Origin of the sequence: Gaetbulibacter saemankumensis DSM 17032, from assembly GCF_000425645.1 — a bacterium.
Classification (GTDB): Bacteria; Bacteroidota; Bacteroidia; order Flavobacteriales; family Flavobacteriaceae; genus Gaetbulibacter; species Gaetbulibacter saemankumensis.
In genome coordinates, this window is record NZ_KE384430.1 from 782313 (window position 1) to 807617 (window position 25305).

At 34.9% G+C, this 25305-nt stretch carries 25 protein-coding genes; 7 read left to right on the forward strand and 18 right to left on the reverse strand.

Going from position 1 to position 25305, the window contains the following annotated elements; genetic code table 11:
- Positions 1–197: 197 nt before the first annotated feature.
- Positions 198–2681, forward strand: coding sequence for a ribonucleoside-diphosphate reductase subunit alpha (locus tag H611_RS0110105; RefSeq protein ID WP_027138260.1), 2484 nt, complete (start codon positions 198–200; stop codon positions 2679–2681).
- A gap of 74 nt (positions 2682–2755) precedes the next feature.
- On the opposite strand, the gene H611_RS0110110 is transcribed toward H611_RS0110105, so the two are convergent.
- From H611_RS0110110 to H611_RS0110170, 12 genes are all read right to left on the reverse strand, one after another.
- The gene (locus H611_RS0110110) at positions 2756–3586 is read right to left on the reverse strand and encodes an OmpA/MotB family protein (RefSeq protein WP_027138261.1); all 831 of its coding nucleotides are present in this window, start codon (positions 3584–3586) and stop codon (positions 2756–2758) included.
- Between the two features lie 243 nt (positions 3587–3829).
- Positions 3830–4759: a DUF3078 domain-containing protein gene (locus tag H611_RS0110115; RefSeq protein ID WP_027138262.1), complete on the reverse strand. Its 930-nt coding sequence runs from the start codon at positions 4757–4759 to the stop codon at positions 3830–3832.
- 25 nt (positions 4760–4784) lie between these two features.
- Entirely contained in the window at positions 4785–5294 is a 510-nt protein-coding gene (locus H611_RS0110120; protein WP_027138263.1) for a DUF2480 family protein, read from the reverse strand.
- A 62-nt stretch (positions 5295–5356) separates the two neighbouring features.
- Positions 5357–5680, reverse strand: coding sequence for an SUF system Fe-S cluster assembly protein (locus H611_RS0110125; protein WP_027138264.1), 324 nt, complete (start codon positions 5678–5680; stop codon positions 5357–5359).
- Positions 5680–6102 (reverse strand): SufE family protein, encoded by a 423-nt coding sequence (locus H611_RS0110130; protein WP_027138265.1) that lies wholly within the window; start codon positions 6100–6102, stop codon positions 5680–5682. The genes H611_RS0110125 and H611_RS0110130 overlap by 1 nt, the downstream gene beginning before the upstream one ends.
- A 151-nt stretch (positions 6103–6253) precedes the next feature.
- A complete protein-coding gene (locus H611_RS0110135; protein WP_027138266.1) occupies positions 6254–7327 on the reverse strand; it encodes a zinc metalloprotease in 1074 nt (357 codons plus the stop codon).
- Positions 7328–7473: 146 nt separating this feature from the next.
- Positions 7474–8688 carry an aminotransferase class V-fold PLP-dependent enzyme gene (locus tag H611_RS0110140; RefSeq protein WP_027138267.1) on the reverse strand — a complete coding sequence of 405 codons (1215 nt, stop codon included), beginning with the start codon at positions 8686–8688 and terminating at the stop codon, positions 7474–7476.
- A gap of 86 nt (positions 8689–8774) precedes the next feature.
- Positions 8775–10088, reverse strand: coding sequence for a Fe-S cluster assembly protein SufD (gene sufD, locus H611_RS0110150; RefSeq protein WP_027138268.1), 1314 nt, complete (start codon positions 10086–10088; stop codon positions 8775–8777).
- A gap of 10 nt (positions 10089–10098) precedes the next feature.
- Entirely contained in the window at positions 10099–10851 is a 753-nt protein-coding gene (gene sufC / locus H611_RS0110155; protein WP_027138269.1) for a Fe-S cluster assembly ATPase SufC, read from the reverse strand.
- A gap of 1 nt (position 10852) precedes the next feature.
- Positions 10853–11278, reverse strand: coding sequence for a hypothetical protein (locus tag H611_RS0110160; RefSeq protein ID WP_027138270.1), 426 nt, complete (start codon positions 11276–11278; stop codon positions 10853–10855).
- Between the two features lie 11 nt (positions 11279–11289).
- On the reverse strand, positions 11290–12738 hold the full coding sequence (sufB, locus tag H611_RS0110165; RefSeq protein ID WP_027138271.1) for a Fe-S cluster assembly protein SufB: 1449 nt from the start codon (positions 12736–12738) through the stop codon (positions 11290–11292).
- Between the two features lie 9 nt (positions 12739–12747).
- The gene (locus H611_RS0110170) at positions 12748–13077 is read right to left on the reverse strand and encodes a HesB/IscA family protein (protein ID WP_027138272.1); all 330 of its coding nucleotides are present in this window, start codon (positions 13075–13077) and stop codon (positions 12748–12750) included.
- A gap of 213 nt (positions 13078–13290) precedes the next feature.
- Here H611_RS0110170 and thiL point away from each other — a divergent pair, with 213 nt between their 5' ends.
- The gene (thiL, locus tag H611_RS0110175) at positions 13291–14331 is read left to right on the forward strand and encodes a thiamine-phosphate kinase (RefSeq protein ID WP_027138273.1); all 1041 of its coding nucleotides are present in this window, start codon (positions 13291–13293) and stop codon (positions 14329–14331) included.
- Here the strand turns inward: thiL and H611_RS0110180 are convergent.
- From H611_RS0110180 to H611_RS0110195, 4 genes are all read right to left on the reverse strand, one after another.
- Positions 14328–14588, reverse strand: a complete 261-nt coding sequence (locus H611_RS0110180) for a hypothetical protein (protein ID WP_027138274.1) — start codon at positions 14586–14588, stop codon at positions 14328–14330. The genes thiL and H611_RS0110180 overlap by 4 nt on opposite strands.
- Positions 14589–14683: 95 nt before the next feature.
- Positions 14684–14938 (reverse strand): hypothetical protein, encoded by a 255-nt coding sequence (locus H611_RS0110185; protein ID WP_027138275.1) that lies wholly within the window; start codon positions 14936–14938, stop codon positions 14684–14686.
- Positions 14939–14996: 58 nt separating this feature from the next.
- Entirely contained in the window at positions 14997–15776 is a 780-nt protein-coding gene (locus H611_RS0110190; protein WP_027138276.1) for an alpha/beta fold hydrolase, read from the reverse strand.
- A 9-nt stretch (positions 15777–15785) separates the two neighbouring features.
- On the reverse strand, positions 15786–16442 hold the full coding sequence (locus H611_RS0110195) for a hypothetical protein (RefSeq protein ID WP_027138277.1): 657 nt from the start codon (positions 16440–16442) through the stop codon (positions 15786–15788).
- Between the two features lie 153 nt (positions 16443–16595).
- Here H611_RS0110195 and H611_RS0110200 point away from each other — a divergent pair, with 153 nt between their 5' ends.
- Positions 16596–17918 carry an aspartate kinase gene (locus H611_RS0110200; protein WP_027138278.1) on the forward strand — a complete coding sequence of 441 codons (1323 nt, stop codon included), beginning with the start codon at positions 16596–16598 and terminating at the stop codon, positions 17916–17918.
- Positions 17919–18000: 82 nt separating this feature from the next.
- Here the strand turns inward: H611_RS0110200 and H611_RS0110205 are convergent, their stop codons facing one another.
- Positions 18001–19293 (reverse strand): aminopeptidase P family protein, encoded by a 1293-nt coding sequence (locus H611_RS0110205; RefSeq protein WP_027138279.1) that lies wholly within the window; start codon positions 19291–19293, stop codon positions 18001–18003.
- Positions 19294–19620: 327 nt separating this feature from the next.
- Between H611_RS0110205 and H611_RS0110210 the strand changes: the two genes are divergently transcribed.
- The 4 genes from H611_RS0110210 to H611_RS0110225 all read left to right on the forward strand — a co-directional run bounded on the left by H611_RS0110210 (position 19621) and on the right by H611_RS0110225 (position 24135).
- On the forward strand, positions 19621–20292 hold the full coding sequence (locus tag H611_RS0110210; protein ID WP_027138280.1) for a succinate dehydrogenase cytochrome b subunit: 672 nt from the start codon (positions 19621–19623) through the stop codon (positions 20290–20292).
- Positions 20293–20303: 11 nt separating this feature from the next.
- Positions 20304–22316, forward strand: coding sequence for a fumarate reductase/succinate dehydrogenase flavoprotein subunit (locus tag H611_RS0110215; RefSeq protein WP_027138281.1), 2013 nt, complete (start codon positions 20304–20306; stop codon positions 22314–22316).
- Between the two features lie 10 nt (positions 22317–22326).
- On the forward strand, positions 22327–23070 hold the full coding sequence (locus H611_RS0110220; RefSeq protein WP_027138282.1) for a succinate dehydrogenase/fumarate reductase iron-sulfur subunit: 744 nt from the start codon (positions 22327–22329) through the stop codon (positions 23068–23070).
- A gap of 144 nt (positions 23071–23214) precedes the next feature.
- Positions 23215–24135 carry a M28 family peptidase gene (locus H611_RS0110225; protein ID WP_027138283.1) on the forward strand — a complete coding sequence of 307 codons (921 nt, stop codon included), beginning with the start codon at positions 23215–23217 and terminating at the stop codon, positions 24133–24135.
- Between the two features lie 13 nt (positions 24136–24148).
- Here H611_RS0110225 and H611_RS0110230 read toward each other — a convergent pair whose 3' ends face one another.
- Complete coding sequence (locus H611_RS0110230) at positions 24149–25303, reverse strand: efflux RND transporter periplasmic adaptor subunit (RefSeq protein ID WP_027138284.1); 1155 nt, start codon at positions 25301–25303, stop codon at positions 24149–24151.
- Positions 25304–25305 lie beyond the last annotated feature (2 nt).

The window sequence follows — 25305 nt, forward strand, 5'->3', positions numbered from 1 at the left end:
ATTTTAAAAATTTTCTAAGGTGTTTACTCATCACTTAGCTGGGTTATCTCAGAACTATGAGTAATTATCTATTTTTCTATTGTAACCAATTTAACTAACTAAGTATAAACTAATTTGGTATTAGTGTGTATTTAGAATAATCAACCAATCCATTTTTCTGAAGGTGTATCAGAAAAGCTAAAAACTAGTTTAAAATTATGTATGTAGTAAAAAGAGACGGCAGAAAAGAGCAGGTCATGTTCGACAAGATCACCGCACGGGTGAGAAAATTATGTTACGGGTTAAACGAATTAGTAGACCCATTAAAAGTAACAATGCGTGTAATTGAAGGGTTATACGATGGTGTAACTACTAGTGAACTTGATAATCTTGCTGCTGAAATTGCTGCAACTATGACTACAGCACATCCTGATTATGCTCGTCTTGCGGCGAGAATCTCGGTGTCTAACTTACATAAAAACACTAAAAAATCATTTAGTGAGGTCATGCACGATCTATACACTTATGTAAATCCACGTACAGGAAAAATGGCGCCGCTTTTAGCCGACGATGTATACGAGGTGATTATGAAACATAAAGACCTGTTAGATTCTCATATTATCTATAACCGTGACTTTGGATACGATTATTTTGGGTTTAAAACTTTAGAGCGATCGTATTTGTTAAAACTAAATGGTGCTATTGCTGAGCGCCCACAACATATGTTAATGCGTGTGGCTGTTGGGATTCATTTAGACGATATCGATTCAGTAATAGAGACTTACGAATTGATGTCTAAAAAGTATTTTACACATGCAACACCCACGCTTTTTAATTCAGGTACACCAAAACCACAAATGTCGTCTTGTTTCTTGTTAACAATGAAAGACGATAGTATTGATGGTATTTACGATACATTAAAACAAACAGCTAAAATATCGCAATCTGCTGGTGGTATTGGTTTAGCTATTCATAATATTCGTGCTACTGGAAGTTATATTGCAGGAACAAATGGTACATCCAATGGAATTGTTCCCATGTTAAAAGTGTTTAACGATACAGCACGTTATGTAGATCAAGGTGGAGGAAAACGTAAAGGAAGCTTTGCGATGTATATAGAAACCTGGCATGCCGATATTATGGATTTCTTAGATTTAAAAAAGAACCACGGTAAAGAAGAAATGCGTGCGCGTGATTTATTTTACGCTATGTGGATCTCCGATTTATTTATGAAGCGTGTTCAGGAAAATAGTACTTGGACGTTAATGTGTCCTAACGAATGTCCTGGATTAGACGAAGTACATAGTGAAGCATTTGAAGCACTTTATACAAAATATGAGTCTGAAGGTAAAGGACGAAAAACCATTAAGGCACGTGAACTTTGGGAGAAAATATTAGAATCTCAGATTGAAACCGGTACGCCTTACATGTTGTACAAAGATGCTGCGAATCGTAAATCAAATCAGCAGAATTTAGGAACCATCCGTTCTTCTAACCTTTGTACTGAGATTTTAGAATATACGTCTCCAGACGAAGTGGCTGTATGTAATTTAGCTTCTATTGCATTGCCAATGTTTATTAAAAATGGTGAATTCGATCACAAAGAATTATTCAGAATTACGAAACGCGTAACCAAAAACTTAAATCGCGTAATCGACAGAAACTACTATCCGGTTCCTGAAGCTGAGAATTCTAATATGCGTCATCGTCCAATAGGGCTTGGTGTTCAAGGTTTGGCAGATACCTTTATTAAATTACGTTTACCCTTTACTAGTGATGAAGCTAAAAAGTTAAATCAGGATATATTTGAAACGCTTTATTTTGCTGCTGTAACGGCTAGTATGGAAGAAGCAAAAGTCGATGGTCCTTACCAAACTTACGAGGGGTCTCCAATAAGTAAAGGTCAGTTTCAACACAATCTTTGGAATATTAAAGATGAAGAATTAAGTGGTAATTGGGATTGGGATAAATTACGCAAGCAAGTGCTAAAGCATGGTGTGCGTAACTCTTTATTAGTGGCTCCAATGCCAACCGCTTCAACATCTCAAATTCTTGGAAATAATGAGTGTTTCGAACCATATACTTCAAATATTTACACGCGCCGTGTACTTTCGGGTGAGTTTATTGTAGTTAATAAGCATTTATTAGAAGACTTAGTAGAGCTTGGTTTATGGAATGAAGGTTTAAAACAAGATATTATGCGTGCTAATGGTTCGGTTCAAAATGTTGATGTTCCACAGCATATTAAAGAGTTGTATAAAACCGTTTGGGAGCTAAGTATGAAAGATATTATCGATATGTCACGTCAGCGTGGTTATTTTATCGATCAGTCTCAGTCACTTAACTTGTTTATGGAAGGTGCTACCATGGCTAAACTAACGTCTATGCATTTTTATGCTTGGAAAAGTGGCTTAAAAACAGGTATGTATTACTTGCGTACTAAGAGTGCGGTAGATGCTATTAAGTTTACACTTCAAACGACTAAAAAGGAAGAGCCAGTTTCAAAAGCAGTTGAAGTTGTAAATCAAGCTGAAGTAGCAACCAAACAAGAACAAAAACAGCATATTGCAGAGAAGAACGCAGCTAAGTTTGCTAAAGAAACTAATGTTGAAATAGAACCTATGACGGCAGAAGAGATGAAGGCTTTAATTGCGCAAGCCAAAGAGGCTGAAGGAGATGATTGCCTGATGTGTGGATCTTAGTTTTTATAAAGTATATTACGAAAAAAGCACCTCAATAGAGGTGCTTTTTTACTATTAGTAATTCAAGGGATTAATTATTCTTCCATGAGAGCGAAGAATTTATCGATATTAGGAAGAATGATGATGCGTGTTCTTCTGTTTTTAGCCATATTTTCTTTAGAATCGTTAGGTACTAAAGGTTGGTAGCTACTTCTTCCTGATGCAATTAGCTTTTCTGGAGCTACATTAAATTTATTTTCTAGTCTTCTAACAACCGATGTTGCTCTTAAAACACTTAAGTCCCAGTTGTCAGCGATATTTACTGTGTTAATGGTTCTAGAATCTGTGTGGCCCTCTACCATTAAGTCTAGGCTTTCTTCAGAGTTTACAACATCAGCGATTTTTTTAAGAATATCATCAGCTTTTGAGCTTAATCTGTAACTAGCAGTGTTGAATAACATATCATCGGCAATAGAGATCATAACCACAGTCTCATTGATGTTGATGGCAAGATCTTCATCATCATTCATATTGCTTTCGCTAATTGTTTTCTCTAAGTTATAGGCGATGGCTAAATTCATAGAATCTTTAAGCGTTTTTGCTTGACTTAATTTAGCTTGATCTACATTTTTAAGGGTTTCACGCATTTTAGCTTTTACCTCATTAGAAATGACTACACCTTCTTCAGGTAGCATATCTAATTTAGAGTCGTTTTCAGCCTTTAAAGAATTAATCTTATTATTATAGGAATCAACGCGTTCTTGTATTTGAGCAAATTTATCTTCTAATTCTTCTTTTTCAACGCGTGTTTTGGTTAGCTCACTTTTAATTTCACCATTTTCTTGTTCTAGTGCTACATATTTCTTTTTTGATACACACGAAAATACTAGGGTGGTAGCTAGTAATAAAATTGATATTTTTTTCATCATGATTATAATTTTAGTTTTCTTTATTTACGACCAAATGTCAATTATAGATGTTATACATCAGTATTAATACATAAAAAAGATGAATTTAACAGACTATCTGTGTTGTTATCGGAATTATTGATATGACAGATTGTGTGTCTAACTATTTGAAATAAAATAATATAGATAGTCGTTTTGAAATAAAAAAGCCAATAAATTTAATTATTGGCTTTTTTATGGAAATTTTAATTTTTTTTTGATTTAGAACTTGTAGGCTAAGCCTAGGGTGTAATATGTTTGTAAATCGTTATCAATATTATCGAAAGTTGCGTCAGGAATTTCAAGGGTGTTAAGCGCATAATTAAGAGCTTCCTGCTTGTTGTTTCTTAAGCCAAAATCAAATCCTACACCAATCACGCTCCACAGGGTATAGCTAAATGAGTTATTCCATGTCCAGTTTGAGTAGTTATTACTCTTATAACTTTGAAACATTGAAAAATTCGATTTAAAGTTTATGTTACTAAAAGTTCTTGAATAATCGGCTACAATTTTAGCTCCCATAGTCGATTCGAAAATAGTATCACCACTACTAAATACAAAGTTGTAGTTTAAAGGATGTATAACTACAACGAGATTTTCTATGGGTGTCCATGTTCCACCGACACCTACATCTAAATAACCTGGATCGTTAAAGTTATTTAATAGGGTAGTGCGGTATTCTAATAGGCCAGAAACTGCGAATGATTTGCTTAAGTTTCTACCATATAATGATGATAAGTTGAAAACATCCGTGGTTGGCTCGAAATTTGAATTATCATCCGGATCGTCCCTATCGTCTAACTTTACCCATTTTAAATTGGCAGTTAATGCATTTCTCCAGAAGAATTTTTCCTCAATTAAATTCGCATAGCCGTTAAATGTAATTCCTATATTACCTGAAGAGTTATTTGGCGCACCTTGTGCATACCAGTTATTAAATTGAGAAAAACTTCCTCCAATAACTCCAAAGGCACCAATACGCCATCCTGGAAGGGCATCTAATTTTTTCTGTATAGCATTTACTTCGCCTTTAAGAGCTTTAATTTGATCGTTTTTTTCTGTTTTTTGGGTTTCTAATTCTTCTTTGGTCTGAGCAAAAGAAGTACTAATAGAAACAAATACTAAGGAAAGAAATAGTAATGTTTTTTTCATAGAATTTGAGTTGATTAGAAAGTGATTATCGTTTGTTTTTGTATAAAGGAACCGAGGAACAGGCTTCACCATACATTATGGATTTAGCTACGGGTTGTAGTTTTGAAGCTAGCATGATATAGGCATTCTCCGGAACAGGTTTTTTAGAACAGCCTTTTATTATTATGGGTTTGTCCTGGAATTCTGCAACATCCAGATTGTTTATAATATCCTGATAGATTGAGGTTTCTAAAGTTATTAAATCACCTATCACCACCTTTTTTGCAAAAGGTTTTAAATGCAAACTAATAAGCATGTAAGCCCATCCTGGAATAATAGCATCTGTACTACAGGTTAACGCCACATAAGCATCATGATATTGCTCCCAGTCAAACTCTGAAACTTGGGCCCTAAAATCTTTTTCACGCAACACAAAGCCTTCAAAAAGCCAATCTTTAATGTCGAATAAAACCCTTTGACCTTGAGGATAATAATCCTCAAGGTTAATAGTTACTAATTTGCTGTTCGCAACACGATTTATAATTTCGTCTGCCATATAGTTACTGCCAGCTTTATGCCTGGCCAATTTTATTTATAATGTTTAAGGGAATAGTTTTTTTAAAGCATGCCTAATTCCAACTTGGCTTCTTCACTCATTAATTCTTGAGTCCAAGGCGGATCGAAAGTGATTTCTACTTCGGCACTTTTAACATCATCCAGGGATTTAACTTTTTCCTCAACCTCCATAGGTAGCGTTTCCGCTACGGGGCAGTTAGGAGTGGTTAAAGTCATTAATATTTTTACATCGTAATCTTCATTAACAAATACGTCATAGATAAGTCCTAGTTCGTAAATATCTACAGGAATTTCCGGATCGTAAATGGTTTTAAGTACATTTACGATTTTTTCACCTAGTTCGGCGGTATCTATTGTTTCACTCATTATTTTAATTGTGTTTGGTATGCAATAGCATACATTTTTAATTGTTTTATCATGCTTACTAAGCCATTGGCTCTGGTAGGTGATAAGTGTTCTTTTAATCCAATTTCATCAATGAAATCCATATTGGCATCGATAATATCTTTTGGACTTTGATTAGAAAATACGCGTATTAAAATAGCGATAATACCTTTTGTGATAATGGCATCGCTATCGGCAGTAAATTCTATTTTATCATCTTTTAATTCGGCATGAACCCATACTTTACTTTGGCAGCCTTTTATAATATTGTTGTCGGTTTTGTATTGGTCGTCAATTAAGGGTAAATCTTTCCCTAAGTCGATCATATATTGGTAACGTTCTTCCCAGTCTTCAAACATTGAGAATTCGTCAATTATTTCATTCTGAATTTCTTCTATACTCACAGTGTCAAAATTTTATGTAAAAATACAACAAGAAATATTCCTATTCAATATTTTCTGATAAGGATGCAGTTAATAGTAGGGTATTTTTGAGTTTATTTTAATAAAAAAGACGCCCAATAGGCGTCTTTTTTAATTTATTGAAGTGTCATTTTTAATCTATAAAACTTCTTCTGGCGCCATCGCTTGCAAAGAGTGCACGTGATCTTAAGTTTTGCCCTTCTGTAAACATATACATACAGTTATCGTAAACGTAATCCATGTAATTCATGGTCATATCACGAACGGTATTATTGCATGAATAAACCTCTCCAGGACAACCATAATTTGGGCCATCCGCTCTAGGTGTATCTTCTATAAAATCATCATAACTACAACCTCCATCACCCCAAATATGTCTGAGGTTTAACCAGTGCCCAACTTCATGGGTTGCAGTTCTTCCGTGACCATATTCCTTACCATCTAGGTTTTCTCCAAAGTAGTCCAAACCAATTACAATACCATCGGTTTTAGAAGGGCCTCCCGGGAATTGTGCATAGCCCAAAATGCCGCCTCCAATTTCACAAACCCAGATATTTAGATTATTGGCAGGATCAATAGGGTCGAAACCTCCTTTTTTTGAAGATTTCATAGCATCTCTGGTACCCCAGCTATTTTTATTAGAGGTTTTTCTTTGAATGCCCGCAAATTCAAATTTTATTTGAAAGTCCGCTGATAATGTTGCAAATTCATCTGGAACAGATGATAAATGAGTATTATTATTGCTAAAATCTGTGTTTAAAATTTCTATTTGAGAATCAATATGTGCTTGGGTAATTTGCTGGTCATATTGTTCTATTATATTTATAATTACAGGGATAGTTACTATGCCATCATACGGAACAGATGGTGCTGGATCGGTAGGATCTTCTGTATTAGGCCCTCCTCCTGGCGTTCCCGACGGTTTTTTTGAAGCTATAAATTTTCTGGTTTGGTATTCTATGGCATACATGCGTGTTTCTAAACCAGGAGTTTCATCCAATAAACGGTTTAAATTAGACATGGTATAACATTTATTGATTTGTGATTTACCATTAATCTGTTTCGAACTTACTTCATCCGTATTAGTGTATAAATAAAAATCACTCATATCAATTTCAACAGGTTCTTGAGCGGTTTCAATGTCGTTATTATTACAGGCGGTAATAACAAGTAGCAGTAGAATAAATTTAAAGAGGGAAGTTTTCATTATTTAAAATCTATTTTTTAGGATACAGAATTTAAATATATGATTTTTTAATTTAACCCTAATAAAAACTAAATGAATGGGTTAAGTTTTCGATAAAGCCCCGATTTTGAGTATTGATATTTAATTATTGTAAATAGAATAATACACTAAGAAAGCATCATTTTAGCCTTTTTAATGCCAGTAATTAGCGCATCGATTTCTTCTTTAGTATTATAAAAAGCAAACGAAGCCCGAACTGTTCCCGGAATACTATAGAAGTCCATTATAGGTTGTGCGCAATGATGACCCGTACGCACAGCAATGCCTAATTTATCTAGAATGGTGCCTACGTCGTATGGATGAATGCCATCAAGGTTAAATGAGATAACTGAGGTTTTTTGCTTTGAAGTACCATAGATAGTAAGCCCCTCGATGTTTTGCAATTGCTTAGTTGCATATACCAATAATTCGTTTTCGTAGCTGGCAATAGTGTCGAAACCTATAGTATTCATGTAATCTATAGCAGCCCCAAAAGCGATACCACCGCATATGTTAGGGGTGCCTGCTTCGAATTTATGGGGTAATTCGGCGTAGGTTGTTTTTTCGAAAGTGACTTCGGCAATCATTTCGCCACCACCTTGGTATGGTGGTAATTTCTTTAGCCAGGATTCTTTTCCATAGAGCATGCCCTGGCCGGTAGGACCACACATTTTATGTGCTGAAGCAACATAAAAATCGACATCTAAAGCCTGAACATCTGGCTTAATGTGTGGTGTTGATTGTGCCCCATCAATTAAGACGGCAGCGCCTACTAAGTGAGCTTGTTTTATAATGTATTCAATTGGGTTTATGGTTCCTAAAGCATTTGAAACATGATTTACGAATACCAATTTCGTGTTTTTTGAAAGTAAGGCATCGAATTCGGGTATCACCAATTCTCCTTCCTGATTCATCGGTATTACTTTTAAATTCGCTCCTGTACGCTCACAGAGCATTTGCCATGGTACAATATTGCTATGATGTTCTAAGGCAGAAACCAGAATATCGTCGCCAGCTTTCAAAATGCTGGAAAATCCATTAGCTACTAGGTTAATGCCATGTGTTGTGCCTGATGTGAAAATAATTTCATGGGCATGTTTTGCGTTAAAATGCTTTTGGATAGTATGTCTTGCCTGCTCATATTTATCGGTAGCTTCCTGACTCAAGCTATGTACGCCACGGTGAATGTTGGCATTATAGTTTGAATAATAGTCTACAATAACATCTATAACCTGTTGTGGGGTTTGCGATGTGGCCGCATTATCGAAATATACTAGAGGTTTACCGTTAACTGTACGTGAAAGTATTGGAAAATCTTTTCTTATCTCGTTTATATTGAACATGGCTTTATGTTTAGCCCCGATTGAGGCATTTGTTGAAGCTCCTCGCAGAGAGCGACTGCCGAAAGCGGGAGGAGCTTCTAATAATTTTACAAATCAAATCCGATATTAACACCTAATTTGGTAGCAATGAGTTTAGTGATGCGTTGTTTTACTTCCGGAATTTTAACCGAACTTAATACATTATTACTAAAGGCATACATTAAAAGACCTTTAGCTTCTTTTTCAGGAATACCGCGAGAACGCATATAAAACATAGCACTTTCGTCCAGTTGCCCTATAGTACAACCATGCGAACATTTCACATCATCTGCAAAAATTTCTAATTGAGGCTTGGTATTAATAGTTGCTTTGTCGCTTATTAATATGTTATTGTTAGCTTGAAATGCATTGGTTTTTTGAGCTTCTTTTTCAACAACTACTTTACCGTTGAATACCCCTGTAGAACTATCGTCGAAAATCCCCTTGTAGTCTTGGTGACTTTCACAATTTGGTTCTATATGATGTACTAAGGTATTATGATCTACGTGTTGTTTGTTTCCAATAATGGTCACTCCTTTTAGTGTGGAATCGATACGCTCACCATTTTGGAAAAAGTTCAGGTTATTGCGAATTAATTTACCACCAAAGCTGAAGGTATGCACTGAAGCATGACTTTCTCTTTTTTGTTTTACAAACGTATTATCAATTAAGGAGGCATTTTCGCTATCGTTCTGAATTTTGTAATAATCGACAATGGCGCGTTTATTCGTAAAAATCTCCGTAACACTGTTTGTTAATACCGGATTGTTGGTTAAACTCTGGTGACGCTCGATAATTTGTACATGCGAATTCTCGTCTACAACAATCAGGTTGCGTGGTTGCAACATCGTGGCAGCCTCCGATCCGGTCGAAAAATGTATAATTTGAATTGGTTTTTCAACCAATTTATTTTTAGGAATATGAATGTATGCACCTTCGCTCGAGAAAGCTGTGTTTAAAGACGATAAACTATCTTTAGTTGCAGCTTTATTAAAATAATTCTCTATGACTAAGCGGTATTTTGGTTTTGAAATTGCCGCCGACATTAGGCATACGTCGATACCGTCGTGGGTGGTTTGCGATAGGTATGAAGAATATTTGCCATCTATAAATACGATTTTATATGAATCGATATCATGAATGAAATATTTTTTTACATCGCCGTATTCTATAGAGCTTTCTTTTTGAGGAAACAGGCTGTAATCTTGTTTTAATACACTGTTTAATGAGGTGTATTTCCAAGCTTCTTCCTTTTTTGTAGGAAAGCCTTTTTCTTCGAATATTTTGATTGCATCAGATCTAACGTCGTGCACATAGGTGTCTACATCGACACGGTTTTCGAATGCTAGAAATGATGAAACTAATTTATCTTTTAAATCCATTTGCTTGTTATTAAGCGTTCACTTCTTCTTTAATCCAGTCGTAACCTTTTTCTTCTAATTCGTGCGCTAATTCTTTTCCGCCCGATTTAACAATTCTACCATTGTAAAGTACATGAACAAAATCTGGAACGATATAATCTAATAGTCTTTGGTAATGCGTAATAACTACAACGGCGTTGTCTTTATTTTTTAATTTGTTTACACCATTAGCTACAATGCGAAGCGCATCGATATCTAAACCAGAATCGGTTTCATCAAGAATAGCAAGTTTGGGTTCGAGCATGGCCATTTGAAAAATTTCATTACGTTTCTTTTCACCACCTGAAAAGCCTTCGTTTAAGGAACGTGATAAAAATTTACGGTCGATTTCAAGTAATTCTGATTTTTCGCGGATAAGTTTCAGCATGTCTTTAGCAGGCATCTCTTCTAATCCTTGAGCTTTACGGGTTTCGTTAATAGCTGTTTTCATAAAGTTTGTTACTGAAACTCCAGGAATTTCAACAGGGTATTGAAATGATAAGAAAATTCCTTTATGAGCACGTTCTTCTGCTGCTAAATCTTCAATATCTTCGTCATTAAAAATGATACTACCTTCGGTAACGTCGTATTCTTCTTTTCCTGCAATTACAGAAGATAATGTACTTTTACCTGAACCGTTTGGTCCCATTATGGCATGCACCTCGCCCGGTTTTACTTCTAAGTTAATACCTCTTAAGATGGCTTTATCCTCAACACTGGCGTGTAAATTCTCAATTTTTAACATACTATTCTTGTCCTAATTTTACAACATTATTATCCTCTGGATCTGCTTGTTTTACATTTAAGATTTCTACAATCTCAACTTTGTTATCCCAAAGAATTTTATCGTCGGCTTTATTTGTTATTTTTCCTCTTATTTCTACTTGAACCATATCCGTTGGTTCATTTTTATATTCCTGAGCGCGTTTGTTTAGCTCATATAATTTATCGGTTAAAAAAACTCCGTAAATATTAGCATGTGTTTGTAATACAGCTGCACCTTCAAAATATATGAAATCACCTTTTAATAAGGTTAAGCCATCATTTTGTTTGGCTGTTTTTTCCGGGCTATCTGCTGTAAAGGTTTCTTCTATGTTTGTAGTCGTTTTTTTGTCATTTTTACAGCTTAATAAGGCTGCAACACTTAGAATTAAAACAAATGCTTTTTTCATGGGATTTTAAATTAACCTACGCTACCTTCTAAACTTATTTCCAGAAGTTTTTGCGCTTCAACCGCAAACTCCATGGGTAATTTATTAAGTACTTCTTTACTAAATCCGTTTACAATTAAGGCAATGGCTTTTTCGGTATCGATACCACGCTGGTTACAGTAAAATATTTGGTCTTCTCCAATTTTACTGGTGGTAGCTTCGTGCTCTATTTTAGCCGATTTATTTTTAACCTCAATATATGGGAACGTGTGTGCACCACATTCGTTACCCATTAATAAACTGTCGCACTGTGAGAAGTTACGAGCGTTTTCGGCACGAGAATTAATCTGTACTAAACCTCTATAACTGTTTTGAGATTTACCGGCTGAGATACCTTTTGAAATGATAGTCGATTTGGTGTTTTTACCAAGGTGAATCATTTTAGTACCTGTATCGGCCTGCTGATAATTGTTGGTTACAGCAATCGAGTAGAACTCACCAACCGAATTATCTCCTTTAAGTACACATGAAGGATATTTCCAAGTCACGGCACTTCCAGTTTCTACCTGTGTCCAAGAAATTTTGGCATTGGTTTCACAAAGTCCACGTTTAGTAACGAAGTTGTAAACACCTCCTTTGCCTTCTGCGTTTCCAGGGTACCAGTTTTGAACGGTACTGTATTTTATTTCAGCATTATCTAAGGCAATTAATTCTACTACAGCAGCATGTAATTGGTTTTCGTCACGGCTAGGAGCAGTACAACCTTCTAGATAACTTACGTAACTACCTTCATCAGCAATTACTAAAGTTCTTTCGAATTGTCCCGTTCCAGCTTGGTTTATTCTGAAATAAGTTGATAATTCCATAGGGCATTTTACACCTTTAGGAATATAACAGAAACTACCATCACTAAAAACCGCTGAGTTTAATGCTGCATAGAAATTATCCTTTTGTGGTACTACGGTACCAATATATTTTTTTACTAAATCTGGGTACTCACGAATAGCTTCAGAAATAGAACAAAATATAATGCCTTTTTCAGCTAATGTTGCTTTAAATGTTGTGGCAACCGATACAGAATCGACTACAACATCCATCGCTACACCGGCTAACTTCTTTTGTTCATCTAACGAAATGCCTAACTTACTAAACGTATCCAATAATTCTGGGTCTACTTCGTCTAGGCTATCGTATTTTGGTTTGCTATTAGGTGCAGAGTAATAAGATATGGCTTGAAAATCTGGTTTTTCGTAATGTACATTCGCCCATTCAGGCTCGGTCATTTCTTGCCAAGAACGAAACGCGTTTAAACGCCATTCGGTCATCCATTCTGGTTCTTCTTTTTTTATTGAAATTGCTCGAACAATATCTTCATTTAAGCCAACAGGAAACGTATCGGATGCTATATCTGTATAAAATCCGTATTCGTATTCTTTGGTTTTAAGCTCTTCCCTTAAATCGTCTTCGGTATATTTATTCATTGTGTGTTTTTATAAAGAGAAACTTTCACCGCAACCACAAGTACGATTTGCGTTTGGATTATTAAATACAAATCCAGTTCCGTTTAATCCTCCAGAGTATTCTAAAGTTGTTCCTACTAAGTATAGGAAACTTTTTTTATCGACTATGATTTTTACATCATTATCTTCAAAAACTTTATCGTCTTCTTTATTTTCTTTGTCAAACTTTAAATCGTAAGATAGCCCAGAACAACCACCGCTTTTTACACCAACACGTACGTAGTCGGTTGCCGGGTTAAAGCCATCCTCCTGCATAAGTTCGATAACTTTCTTTTTAGCTGTTTCAGAAACTTTTATCATAATTCTTAAATAGATTTTGTCTAAATAGGGGACAAATATACAATATAAGTCACGGATTACCATATAACCTAACATTATATTCCTATATAGTTTCATAGGATTTTCTTATTGTTTACAAATGGGTTGTTGTATTGTTAATTTTACGATTATTCTCAAAGTATTTATTAATTGTTAAAATATGAGTTTGTAAAATAAGCTTCTTATTTTTGCAGTATGATAGAAGATAAAAATCAACAACGTACGCAACTAAGTGATTTAGGTGAATTTGGATTAATAGATCACTTAACCAAGAATTTTGAAATTAACCATAAATCTACAGTTAAAGGTATCGGCGATGATGCAGCGGTATTAAATTTTAAAAAGGGCAAAATTGTTGTTACTACAGACTTATTGGTTGAAGGTGTGCATTTCGATTTAAGTTACATGCCGTTAAAACACCTAGGTTATAAGGCGGTAATGGTAAATTTATCGGATGTGTATGCGATGCATGCTGAAGCTAGTCAAATTACGGTGTCGATAGCAGTTTCTAACCGGTTTCCTTTAGAAGCGTTGGAGGAGTTATATGCAGGAATTGAAACGGCTGCTAAGATTTATAATATTGATGTTGTTGGTGGTGATACTACGTCTTCTAATAAAGGACTTTTAATATCTGTAACAGCTATTGGAGAGGTTGAAAATGAAGTTTATAGAAATGGTGCTAAGCCAAATGATTTAATTGTTGTTAGTGGTGATTTAGGTGGGGCTTATATGGGGCTTCAGGTATTAGAGCGAGAAAAGGAAGTATTTAAAGTAAATCCTAATAATCAACCCGATTTAGATGCTTATACTTATATTATAGAGCGTCAGTTAAAACCTGAGGCGCGTAAGGATATTATTAAATTGCTCAAGGAATTGGAAGTAAAACCTACGGCAATGATTGACATAAGTGATGGTTTGTCTTCTGAACTTATGCATATTTGTACGCAGAGTAAAGTGGGATGTGATTTATATGAAAATAAAATTCCTTTAGACCCGCAAGTGATAGCTACTTGTGAAGAATTCGATATAGACAGTACTACTGTGGCTTTAAATGGAGGAGAAGATTACGAATTATTATTTACTATTTCTCAGGAAGATTTTCCTAAAATTAAGGCAAATCCCCATTTTAGTGTTATTGGATATATAACCGAAGAAAGTGCGGGCATGCATTTAGTTACCAGGGCAGAGACCAAAATTCCAATTAAAGCTCAGGGCTGGAAAAATTTTAACGATTAAACTGATTCCCGAGTTTTAGAGCGGTTATGTCGTGACGAAGCGGTATATTTATTTAAGCGATTTATTCGTTTAAAATATACATATTCTAATACGTTGTTTATTTCCTTAAATTTTGGTGTTAGCTCTGTTAAGAGTCCATTTCCGTTCGTAGTAAGTTGCTTTTTACAGATTTTACAGGTGTATTCTTTTACATGGTAAGTAACATGTCGCGTAATGTTATACTGGTGTCCAAATACCTTGCAATGAAGGTTTTTCATTTGTACTTATTGGTGTTTAATTAAAATACGAAAGTACAAAATACTAGTGAATAATAAATAGAATTTTAATATCTAATTTACTGTTTGTTAATTGCTTATGCGAATTGTTTGTTTTTCATACGTTCCATACGTGAATTGTAAATTTTTTCAAGTATTTGGTTTATTTCCTGAAATTTTGGAGTGAGTTCAGTTAGGTTTCCATTGCTGTTGGTTGTAAGCTGTCTTTTACAATGGGTGCAAGTATACTCTTTTACGTGATAAGTTACTTTTTTTGTTATCACATAATCATGTCCAAAAATACTACAATACATTTTTGGAATCAATGCCGTTTTTTTGGTCGTATTTTCCATGGTTCGAGTGATTTAGGACCTTAAACATAAGTAAAAAAAAGAGTAAAACGACAAAAAGCTATATTTTTTCGATGAAATGCACTATTATACGTAAGAATAAACGTTCGTTTTCAATATAACTCATATGTCCATCGGGAAATTCTACAAAATAGACGTCGCTGTATTTGGTTTGATTTACAAGGGTATTAAAATCTAAGGCCGGGTCATTTTTGCTTGCGATCATCATCTTTTTAAAATTACCATTTTGAAAAATATGTTCTCTGTTGGATCTTATTTTCATGCCTTCTAGTGCAGCAATAATACCTTGAAGCGGTGTTTGCAGTGCTCTAGTAGTTATAGCTTTAATGTCCTTCTCGAATTTTTTACTATTGGCCGGATTAAATAAATTATTAATAGCAATACGAATAAAGGTTTTATGATTTTGTTTTACTGCTACAATACCACGGTCGCGATTAATTCTTTTTTCTTCGGTGTCAGGTAGGGCTGTCGAATTCAATAAACCTAAACCTTTAACTTTATTAGTGTTTTTTTCTGCATATGCTAGAGCCACATAGCCTCCCATAGAATGTCCAAAAAACGTAGCGTTTTCAATTTTTAAATGTAAAAGTACCACTTCTACAACTTCTGCCATGAGTTCCATACTGTGGATGTAGCCAAAACATTCCGTTTGTCCATGTCCTGGTAAATCGATGCAAATCACGCGATGCTTTTTAGATAAAGCAGGAACAACATGTTGCCACATAAGGTGGTTTTCTAAAAATCCATGAAGGAAAACTAAAGTATCACCTGTTCCCGTATCTGTGAAAAATACATGTGCACCTTTATATGTTATGGTCATATTTTTGATTTAGGCCTTAACTTTCTTTATAGCAGCGAATGCCTTGTCGACAATGTCATCTTCAACCAAAATAGTGAACTCGTTCGTGGTTGAGATTACTTCGTAAATGCCAATGCCTTCCCAGGCCAAACGTTTAAAGAACTGGTAATACAATCCGGCAATTTTAGAGTTGTCCTGTGGTAAATTTACACTTATAGCAGATAAGCCGTCCTGGATAGCTAAAAATGTTTCATTCTTCAGGCACTCTTTAATAAAGTCGTCAAGACCGCTTGAAACAATTATATTACTTTCGTGAATACCTCGCGTAAAGGTGTAAAATAATTTCGGCTCCTGATTAATGCGTTCTAAGATTTTCGCATGATTGTCGATAATTGTTTCCGAATTTTTTACAGTAAAGTCGGTTAGGTTGGAACGTACGGTTATATCTCCTAAATTCTGCATGACTTTTTTCATCTTAACAGAATTCGATAAAGTTATCGGAGGATTGTAACGTCTCAAAGCCATCATTATAGCGCCAGGCTTAACCTCCTTTTTAAGCATTTTACTTATAGGTTCGGTTAATTCTATGGCCAGTGCACTAAAATTAATAATGTTTCTTGAAAGTGCTTCTTCTAAATAAGGTTGTGTAATTAATATGTCTTCTACACAGTTAGATACAGTCTTCATGTTAATTATTTAACAATATGTGTAAAAGTAAACATTTTTTTTAATAAATATTTTTTTCTGAGATAGTAGTTATAGTTTTGGCTCAAATTAATGAAAATGAAGTAGGTAATGTAAAAATTACAGACTGTGTAGAAAAGTTTAAGTGCATACTATATGAAAGTATTAAAATTTGGTGGTACCTCTGTTGGTTCGGTTGAGAATATTAATAATGTAAAAAACATTATTCACAACGGAGAGAAAAAGATTGTTGTTTTATCAGCAATGTCTGGTACAACAAATCATTTAGTTGCTATTGCCAATGATATTAAGGATAATAAAGCGAGTGAAGCGGTAGAAAAAATAAATGTGCTTCAGGAAACTTATATTGCCGTTGTAGATCAATTATTAAGCGACGAAAGTATAAATGCTCAGGTTAAGGATTATGTGTCTGAAGTGTTTCAGTTATTGGTAGCTTCGGCTAAAAAAACGTATTCTTTGCAATTAGAGAATCAAATATTAGCTCAGGGAGAATTACTTTCTACATATATGGTGAATTGCTTTTTAAAGCAAGAAGGTATTAGCTCAGCTTTATTGCCTGCTTTAGATTTTATGAAAATAGATGCAGATAAAGATCCTGATATGGCTCATATTAAGTCGCATTTAAAAGATAGTTTAGATCAGGCAGGTGATGCAGATATTTATATTACTCAAGGATTTATATGTTTGGATGATCAGGGCGCCATTTCAAATTTACAGCGTGGAGGAAGTGATTATACAGCGACTATTATTGGTGCTGCTGTATTGGCAGAAGAAGTACAGATCTGGACCGATATTGATGGTATGCATAATAATGATCCTAGATATGTTGAAAATACGAAGCCAATTTCAAACTTATCATTCGAGGAGGCTGCCGAGTTGGCGTATTTTGGAGCTAAAATATTACATCCTCAAACGGTAACACCTGTGCGTGCCGACAATATTCCGGTACGTTTAAAAAATACGATGAATCCATTGGCTTTTGGAACGTTAATTAATAACGATCATTCAGAAATAGGTGTTAAGGCTATTGCAGCAAAAGATAATATCATTGCCATTAAAATTAAGTCGGCAAGAATGCTTCAAGCCTATGGGTTTTTGAAAAAAGTATTCGAAATATTTGAAGTTTATCAAACGCCAATTGATATGATTACTACCTCTGAGGTGGCAGTATCACTAACTATTGATGATGATAAAAATCTTGATAAGATATTAAATGAGTTAGAAAAAATTGCTACAATCGAAGTTGATAGAGATCAAAGTATTGTATGCTTAGTAGGACATTCTATTGTAAATAATCAGGAAACTTATAAGTTGTTTCAGGTATTACAAGATGTGAAAATTAGAATGATTTCTTATGGAGGTAGTAGCAATAATATTTCGTTATTAATTAACTCGAAAGACAAAATAAAGACACTTAGCAAGCTGAACGATTATTTATTTGAATTAGTCACTCTGTAAATTGCAATTTTTTAGTATTGTTAAAAAGAAAGGGTCGTTTTGAAACGACCCTTTTTGTTGTTGTAAGCTATGGAAACTTTCATTATGAATTCATAATATCTTCAATTTCGTCCGCTTCAATAGGAATATTTTGCATGAGGTTGAATGGTTCTCCTGTTTCTTGGATAACAACATCATCTTCTAATCGTATACCAAAACCTTCGTCTGGAATATAAATACCAGGCTCAACAGTCCATACCATATTCGCTTGCATGGGTTCTGTTAAAATACCCACGTCATGTGTGTCTAAACCAATATGATGAGAAGTACCATGCATGAAATATTTTTTGTAAGCTGGCCAATCTGGATTCTCATTTTGTACATCGGCCTTATCCAATAAACCTAAACCTAGTAATTCCGAAGTCATAAGTTTTCCAACCTCAAAATGATAATCTGCCCAATCGGCTCCAGGAATAAGCATTTTTGTAGCCTCTTTTTTAACGCGATTTACAGCATTGTAAACCTCTTTTTGGCGTTTGCTGTATCTGCCGGAAGCTGGAATTGTTCTGGTTAAGTCACTGGAATAATTCGCGTATTCTGCTGCGGTGTCTAATAAAATTAAATCGCCCGCTTTACATTGTTGATTGTTTTCAACATAGTGCAAGACATTGGCGTTATTACCTGCGGCAATAATTGGGGTGTAGGCAAAACCTTTTGAACGGTTTCTTAAGAATTCGTGCATTAATTCTGCTTCAATTTCATATTCCCAAACACCTGGTTTTACGAAGTTCAATAACCTACGGAATCCTTTTTCTGTAATGTTACAGGCTTCTTGTATAAGGTCGATTTCAATCTGACTCTTTACAGAACGTAAACGGTGTAAAATAGGAGCGCTCTTAGCAACGGCATGTGCAGGATACCTGTTTTTTAACCATTTTGTAAAACGATCTTCACGTGTTTCAGTTTCAACATTGGATCTGTAATGCTCATTGGTGTTAATGTATACGGTATCACACTGTGTCATGATTTCGAACATGATTTTTTCCATGTCCTTAAGCCAATAAACTGTTTTGATTCCAGAAGTTTCAAAGGCTTCTTCTTTGGTTAATTTTTCGCCTTCCCAAATGGCAATGTGTTCGTTTGTTTCTTTTAAAAATAATATTTCACGGTGCTTTTCTCTTGGACAATCCGGGAAAATAACCAGAATACTTTCTTCCTGATCGACACCACTTAAATAAAAAATATCTCTGTGTTGCTGAAAAGGCATGGTGCTGTCGGCACTTATTGGATAAATATCATTAGAATTGAAAACCGCTAAACTGTTTGGTTTCATTTTTTCAGCGAAATTCTTTCTGTTATTAATGAAAAGATTGCTGTCTATTCTTTTGTATTTCATTGTATTTTGAAGATTTTTCGTTTTATGAATTGAGCAAAGCTAAGTAAAATATATACTAAGATTTAGATAATTTTATAGATTTAACTTCATTTTAAAATTTAAAGTGGAGTTCGAAACTAATTCTAAATATAAAATTCGATAGGTGACTTTGGAAGCGTTTGATTTAGAGGGTTGTGTTAATCATATCTATTTAGATTTTAAACTTATATAGCGTTCTATAGATTTTTCTTTAAACCCATTCTAAATACCAAATAAAAGCTTATTTAAAACTTGTTAAAAATAGGCTTGGTTCTTACCTTTGCTAGCGTATTAACTAATATATTAAAAATGACCGGATTTTTTAAATCTTCAATTGGAAGAAAAGTGGCTATGGCGCTTTCTGCATTCTTCCTCATGTTTTTCTTAATTATTCATTTAGCGGTAAATATTACTTCCTTGTTTAGTGAAGACTTGTTCAATGAACTGTCGCATTTTATGGGAACAAATCCTCTAGTGCAATTCGCTTTACAACCCGTTTTAATTTTTGGTGTTGTATTTCATTTTGTTATGGGGTTTGTTTTAGAATTGAAAAACAAAAAAGCTCAGGGTGTAGCATATGCTAAAAATAATGGAGCTGCTAATTCTACTTGGATGAGTAGAAACATGATTTTAAGCGGACTTGTTATTTTAGCGTTTATAGTTCTTCACTTTATAGATTTTTGGTTCCCAGAAATAAATACAAAATACATTCAAGGCGATATGTCTGGAATGCATGATGGCGGTTTTAGGTATTTCCATGAAATGGTTGAGAAATTCCATAACCCAGTTAGAGTTGGTGCTTATATCGTTGCTTTTGTTCTTTTGGGATTACATTTAGCACACGGTTTTACTTCTGCATTCCAATCTATGGGGTCTACTGCAGGTAGAAAAGAAACATTACAAAAACTTGGTAAAGCGTATTCGATCATAATTCCATTAGGATTTATTATTATCGCTTTATTTCACCACTTTAACCATTAATCTTATATAAAATGGCTTTAGATTCAAGAGTACCAGAAGGTCCAATTAAAGATAAATGGACAGATTATAAAAATAAAATAAACCTTGTAAACCCTGCTAATAAACGTCATATAGATGTTATTGTTGTAGGGACTGGTTTGGCAGGAGGTTCGGCAGCTGCGACTTTAGCAGAGTTAGGTTATAATGTAAAAGCATTTGCTTATCAGGATTCACCAAGACGTGCACACTCTATTGCTGCACAGGGTGGTATTAATGCCGCAAAGAACTATCAAGGTGATGGAGATTCAACATACAGATTATTCTACGATACAGTAAAAGGGGGCGATTACCGCTCACGTGAGGCTAATGTATATCGATTAGCTGAAGTATCTGCTAATATTATCGACCAGTGTGTGGCACAAGGTGTACCTTTTGCTCGTGATTATGGTGGGTTATTAGATAACCGTTCTTTTGGAGGGGTTTTAGTATCCAGAACTTTCTATGCTAAAGGACAAACAGGACAACAGTTATTATTAGGAGCTTATTCTGCAATGAATCGTCAAATTGCTCGTGGTAAGATTGAGATGTTCAATCGTCATGAAATGTTAGACGTTGTTATTGTTGATGGTAAAGCACGTGGTATTATTGCCCGTAATTTAATTACTGGTGAAATCGAACGTCATTCGGCTCATGCGGTTGTTATTGCTTCTGGTGGATATGGAAATGTTTATTTCTTGTCTACAAATGCTATGGGATCGAATGCTACGGCAGCTTGGAAAATTCACAAGAAAGGAGCCTATTTTGCAAATCCTTGTTATACACAAATTCACCCAACTTGTATTCCACGTTCAGGAGATTATCAGTCTAAATTAACATTGATGTCTGAGTCTTTACGTAACGACGGACGTATCTGGGTGCCTAAAAATATGGAAGATGTCATGGCAATTCGTGAAGGTCGTAAAAAACCAACCGATTTGTCCGAAGAAGAAAGGGATTACTATTTAGAGCGCCGTTATCCTGCATTTGGTAACTTAGTGCCTCGTGATGTAGCTTCTCGTGCAGCAAAAGAGCGTTGTGATGCTGGTTACGGTGTTAACGCTACAGGTGAAGCGGTGTATTTAGATTTTGCTTCGGCTATCGAACGCTACGGTGAAGAACAGGCTAAAATTCACAATTTAAAGAATCCTTCTAAGGAAAAAATTATTGAATTAGGAGAGAAAATTGTGGAAGCTAAATACGGAAATTTATTCCAGATGTATGAGAAAATCGTTGATGAGAATCCATACAAAACACCTATGATGATTTATCCTGCAACGCACTATACCATGGGAGGTGTTTGGGTTGATTATAACTTAATGACTACCATTCCTGGATGTTACTGTATTGGTGAGGCTAACTTCTCAGATCACGGTGCTAACCGCCTTGGAGCTTCGGCTTTAATGCAAGGTTTAGCCGATGGTTATTTCGTGTTACCTTATACTATTGGTGATTATTTAGCTGATGATATTCGTACAGGGAAAATTCCAACAGATTCAAAAGAATTTGATGAAGCTGAAAAATCAGTTAAAGACAGAATCGATTTCTTCGTAAACAATAAAGGGTCCAAATCGGTTGATTATTTCCACAAAAAACTAGGAAAAGTGATGTGGGATAAAGTAGGAATGGCTCGTAATGAAAAAGGTTTAAAAGAAGCTATGGCTGAAATTAAACAAATCCGTGAAGAGTTCTGGAAAGAAGTGAAAGTGCCAGGTAACGCAGACGAAATGAACCCTGAACTAGAGAAAGCTGGTCGTGTGGCCGATTTCCTTGAATTAGGAGAATTGTTCGCTAAAGATGCTTTAATGAGAGAAGAATCTTGTGGAGGTCACTTTAGAGAGGAGTCTGTTGAAGAAAGTGGTGAGCAAAAAGGCGAAGCAAAACGTAACGATAAAGACTTTGCGTTTGTTGCAGCCTGGGAATACAAAGGCGAACCTGCAGATGCCGTTTTACATAAAGAAGAATTAGAATTTAAAGATATTGAACTAAAACAACGTTCATACAAATAAGATTGACATTATGAATTTAACACTTAAAATTTGGAGACAGAAAGACTCAAATGCAAAGGGTCAAATGGTCGATTATAAAGTTACTGATATTTCAGAGCATATGTCATTTCTTGAAATGATGGATGTTTTGAACGAGCAGTTGGTTAATAGTGGAGAAGAACCTGTAGCTTTCGATCACGATTGTCGTGAAGGAATTTGCGGTATGTGTTCTATGTATATTAATGGTGAAGCTCATGGACCTGATAGAGGTGTAACAACTTGCCAGTTGCATATGCGTATGTTTAACGATGGCGATACCATAACTATCGAACCATTCAGAGCAGCGGCATTTCCTGTAATAAAAGATTTAGTGGTTGACAGAACGGCTTTCGAGCGTATTCAGCAAGCTGGAGGTTATATTTCTGTAAATACCTCAGGAAATACCCAAGATGCGAATGCTATTCCAATTTCTAAGCATGCTGCCGATGAGGCAATGGATGCTGCAACATGTATTGGTTGTGGGGCTTGTGTAGCGACTTGTAAAAACTCATCTGCTATGTTGTTTGTTGGAGCTAAAGTATCGCAATATGCTTTGTTGCCACAAGGACAAGTAGAAGCGGTTGATCGTGTTCAAAATATGGTTGCTCAAATGGATTTAGAAGGATTTGGTAACTGTACCAACACTGGTGCTTGTGAAGTAGAATGTCCTAAAGGCATTTCATTAGATAACATTGCAAGGATGAATAGAGAATTAATGAAAGCTGCTATCAAGTAGATTTTATAATTTATATTACGTTTAAGCCTGCATCAGTATAATGATGCAGGCTTTTTGTTTTTGATGAATAGGGATAATCATAGTTTTTATTCTGTATATTTATTGTATCATGACTTTCTAAATATATAGTCATTTCCTTATTAAATGAAAACATATTTACATCTGCTTGTTTTGCTTTGGTTTGGCATAACTTTAAATGGTTATGGTCAGGATCAAGTACTTCAGGAAGTTCAATTTTCAAAATCTGAACTACTCAAGCATTGTCAATCTTTGTCTTCTGATGGTTTTCAAGGTCGGCACACGGGAACAAAAGGTGCTTTAAAAGCACGTAAATATATTATCAATCAATTTCACCGTCAGGGATTAGCTCCAATTAAAAAAGATACTTATACGCAATTATTTTATTTTTCGGAGCGCGGTGTTCACTACGAAGGCGCTAATGTTTTAGGACTTATAAAAGGAAAAACACATCCGGATCATTATGTCGTCATTAGTGCGCATTACGATCATTTAGGGGTTAAAGATGGGCAAATTTATAATGGTGCTGATGACAATGCTTCGGGATTAAGTGCGCTTTTTAGCTTTGCTGAATATTTTAAAAATAATCCGCCAAATAACTCTGTAGTTTTAGCTGCTTTTGACGCCGAGGAATTAGGCTTGAGGGGATCTAAATATTTTGTAATGAACCCCATTATAACATTTGCGAAAATTAAATTAAATATTAATTTAGATATGATAGGTCGCAGTGATAAACGCGAATTATATGTTGTGGGGACCAGAGAATCAGAAGTCCTCAGACAGGTGGTTTTAAGCATAAAAGATACAGGGAAATTGCATTTGAAAATAGGTCATGATGGAGGAAATTGGAAAGATGATTGGACGCTATCTTCTGATCATGCTTCATTTTATAAGTTTCATGTCCCTTTCTTGTATTTTGGTGTAGAAGACCATGCCGATTATCATGAACCTAGTGATATTTATGAAAATATTCAGCCAGATTTTTATTATGAAGCTGTTAAAACCGTGATAAAAGTTTTTAGTAAACTGGATAGCTCACAATTTTAACAGCTTGATGTATTTAGTGTGAATGCCCACCTTTACCTTCATTTATAAGCATATACCCGCCTCGAGTTAAGACTTTTTTATTGTTTAAGACTTCCGGGTTAAGTATGGAAGTGTATTGGTTATTTTGCTCACCTAATTCAACTTTTACTTTTTTAAATTGATAGTTGCTTTCTGATTCATTTGTCAATAGCAAAACATAAGAAGCATCATCATTATCTATAATGGATTCGTTAGGTAACGCCTTGTTTTTTGCACTATCAATAACAATATTTGCGTCAACAAACATGCCTACAATAAAATTCGCTTCAGCTTCATCGTGAATATGTCCATGAACTTTAATAGTTCTTGTGGTTTCATTAATGGTAGTGCCTACCAAATGCACTTCGGCCTCAAAAACCTTATCAGATGCTTCGGGTATTGAAAACAGAATATTTTGTTCTTTTTTAATATTTAAAATATCTTTTTCAAAAACTTCTAATTCTAAATGAATGTGATGGGTATCTACAATTTCAAGTATTTCATCAGAGGGCGAAACATAAGCACCATGACTTACATTTACTTTACTAATAGTCCCGTCTATTGGAGAAAATAAATTAATGACCGAAGTTATATTGCCTTTTTCAACTTGAGATGGGGATATGTTTAACATTTCGAGTTTTTTGCGTAGTCCATTGTAATGAGCCAAATTACTTTTAAAGGTGCCTTCTGCTTTTAAATAGTTTTTTTGTGAACTAATGTTTTCGTTGTATAAGGTTTTTTGTCGTTCAAATTCGGCTTTTAAATAACTTAATTGTCCTGCGACTTCTAAATATTCTTGTTGTAACTCCACGAATAAGGTGTTTTCTAAAGAGGCTAGGACTTGTCCCTTTTCAACCCGATCACCTACCAATAATGGCGATTTGGTAATATAACCACCCATAAAAGTACTTATAACGGCTTTGTTTGAAGGCGGTACATCAATGCTTCCAGTAGCTTTAATGGTCGTGTTAAAATCCTGTTCTTCAAGTGTCCCAAGAGCCATGTTCTCATTAGTGAATTGTTGTTTTGTTATTGTTATATCATCATGTAATTCAGTTTCCTCTTCGTTATGTGCCAATTCTTTTTTGTTTTCAGAATTGTTACATCCAATTAAGAGTAGCGCAATAAAAAGTATATATATATATTTCATGG

Excerpts from the sequence above, each read along its gene's own strand:
- H611_RS0110190 (WP_027138276.1), bottom strand. The coding sequence starts at position 15,776 with ATGACCATAACATATAAAGGTGCACATGTATTTTTCACAGATACGGGA.
- H611_RS0110220 (WP_027138282.1), top strand. The coding sequence starts at position 22,327 with ATGAATTTAACACTTAAAATTTGGAGACAGAAAGACTCAAATGCAAAG.
- H611_RS0110230 (WP_027138284.1), bottom strand. The coding sequence starts at position 25,303 with ATGAAATATATATATATACTTTTTATTGCGCTACTCTTAATTGGATGT.
- H611_RS0110210 (WP_027138280.1), top strand. The coding sequence starts at position 19,621 with ATGACCGGATTTTTTAAATCTTCAATTGGAAGAAAAGTGGCTATGGCG.
- H611_RS0110115 (WP_027138262.1), bottom strand. The coding sequence starts at position 4,759 with ATGAAAAAAACATTACTATTTCTTTCCTTAGTATTTGTTTCTATTAGT.
- H611_RS0110225 (WP_027138283.1), top strand. The coding sequence starts at position 23,215 with ATGAAAACATATTTACATCTGCTTGTTTTGCTTTGGTTTGGCATAACT.
- H611_RS0110110 (WP_027138261.1), bottom strand. The coding sequence starts at position 3,586 with ATGAAAAAAATATCAATTTTATTACTAGCTACCACCCTAGTATTTTCG.
- H611_RS0110200 (WP_027138278.1), top strand. The coding sequence starts at position 16,596 with ATGAAAGTATTAAAATTTGGTGGTACCTCTGTTGGTTCGGTTGAGAAT.
- H611_RS0110205 (WP_027138279.1), bottom strand. The coding sequence starts at position 19,293 with ATGAAATACAAAAGAATAGACAGCAATCTTTTCATTAATAACAGAAAG.
- H611_RS0110135 (WP_027138266.1), bottom strand. The coding sequence starts at position 7,327 with ATGAAAACTTCCCTCTTTAAATTTATTCTACTGCTACTTGTTATTACC.
- H611_RS0110185 (WP_027138275.1), bottom strand. The coding sequence starts at position 14,938 with ATGGAAAATACGACCAAAAAAACGGCATTGATTCCAAAAATGTATTGT.
- H611_RS0110170 (WP_027138272.1), bottom strand. The coding sequence starts at position 13,077 with ATGATAAAAGTTTCTGAAACAGCTAAAAAGAAAGTTATCGAACTTATG.
- H611_RS0110160 (WP_027138270.1), bottom strand. The coding sequence starts at position 11,278 with ATGAAAAAAGCATTTGTTTTAATTCTAAGTGTTGCAGCCTTATTAAGC.
- H611_RS0110195 (WP_027138277.1), bottom strand. The coding sequence starts at position 16,442 with ATGAAGACTGTATCTAACTGTGTAGAAGACATATTAATTACACAACCT.
- H611_RS0110215 (WP_027138281.1), top strand. The coding sequence starts at position 20,304 with ATGGCTTTAGATTCAAGAGTACCAGAAGGTCCAATTAAAGATAAATGG.
- H611_RS0110180 (WP_027138274.1), bottom strand. The coding sequence starts at position 14,588 with ATGAAAAACCTTCATTGCAAGGTATTTGGACACCAGTATAACATTACG.
- thiL (WP_027138273.1), top strand. The coding sequence starts at position 13,291 with ATGATAGAAGATAAAAATCAACAACGTACGCAACTAAGTGATTTAGGT.
- H611_RS0110120 (WP_027138263.1), bottom strand. The coding sequence starts at position 5,294 with ATGGCAGACGAAATTATAAATCGTGTTGCGAACAGCAAATTAGTAACT.
- H611_RS0110140 (WP_027138267.1), bottom strand. The coding sequence starts at position 8,688 with ATGTTCAATATAAACGAGATAAGAAAAGATTTTCCAATACTTTCACGT.
- H611_RS0110105 (WP_027138260.1), top strand. The coding sequence starts at position 198 with ATGTATGTAGTAAAAAGAGACGGCAGAAAAGAGCAGGTCATGTTCGAC.
- sufB (WP_027138271.1), bottom strand. The coding sequence starts at position 12,738 with ATGAATAAATATACCGAAGACGATTTAAGGGAAGAGCTTAAAACCAAA.
- H611_RS0110125 (WP_027138264.1), bottom strand. The coding sequence starts at position 5,680 with ATGAGTGAAACAATAGATACCGCCGAACTAGGTGAAAAAATCGTAAAT.
- sufD (WP_027138268.1), bottom strand. The coding sequence starts at position 10,088 with ATGGATTTAAAAGATAAATTAGTTTCATCATTTCTAGCATTCGAAAAC.
- sufC (WP_027138269.1), bottom strand. The coding sequence starts at position 10,851 with ATGTTAAAAATTGAGAATTTACACGCCAGTGTTGAGGATAAAGCCATC.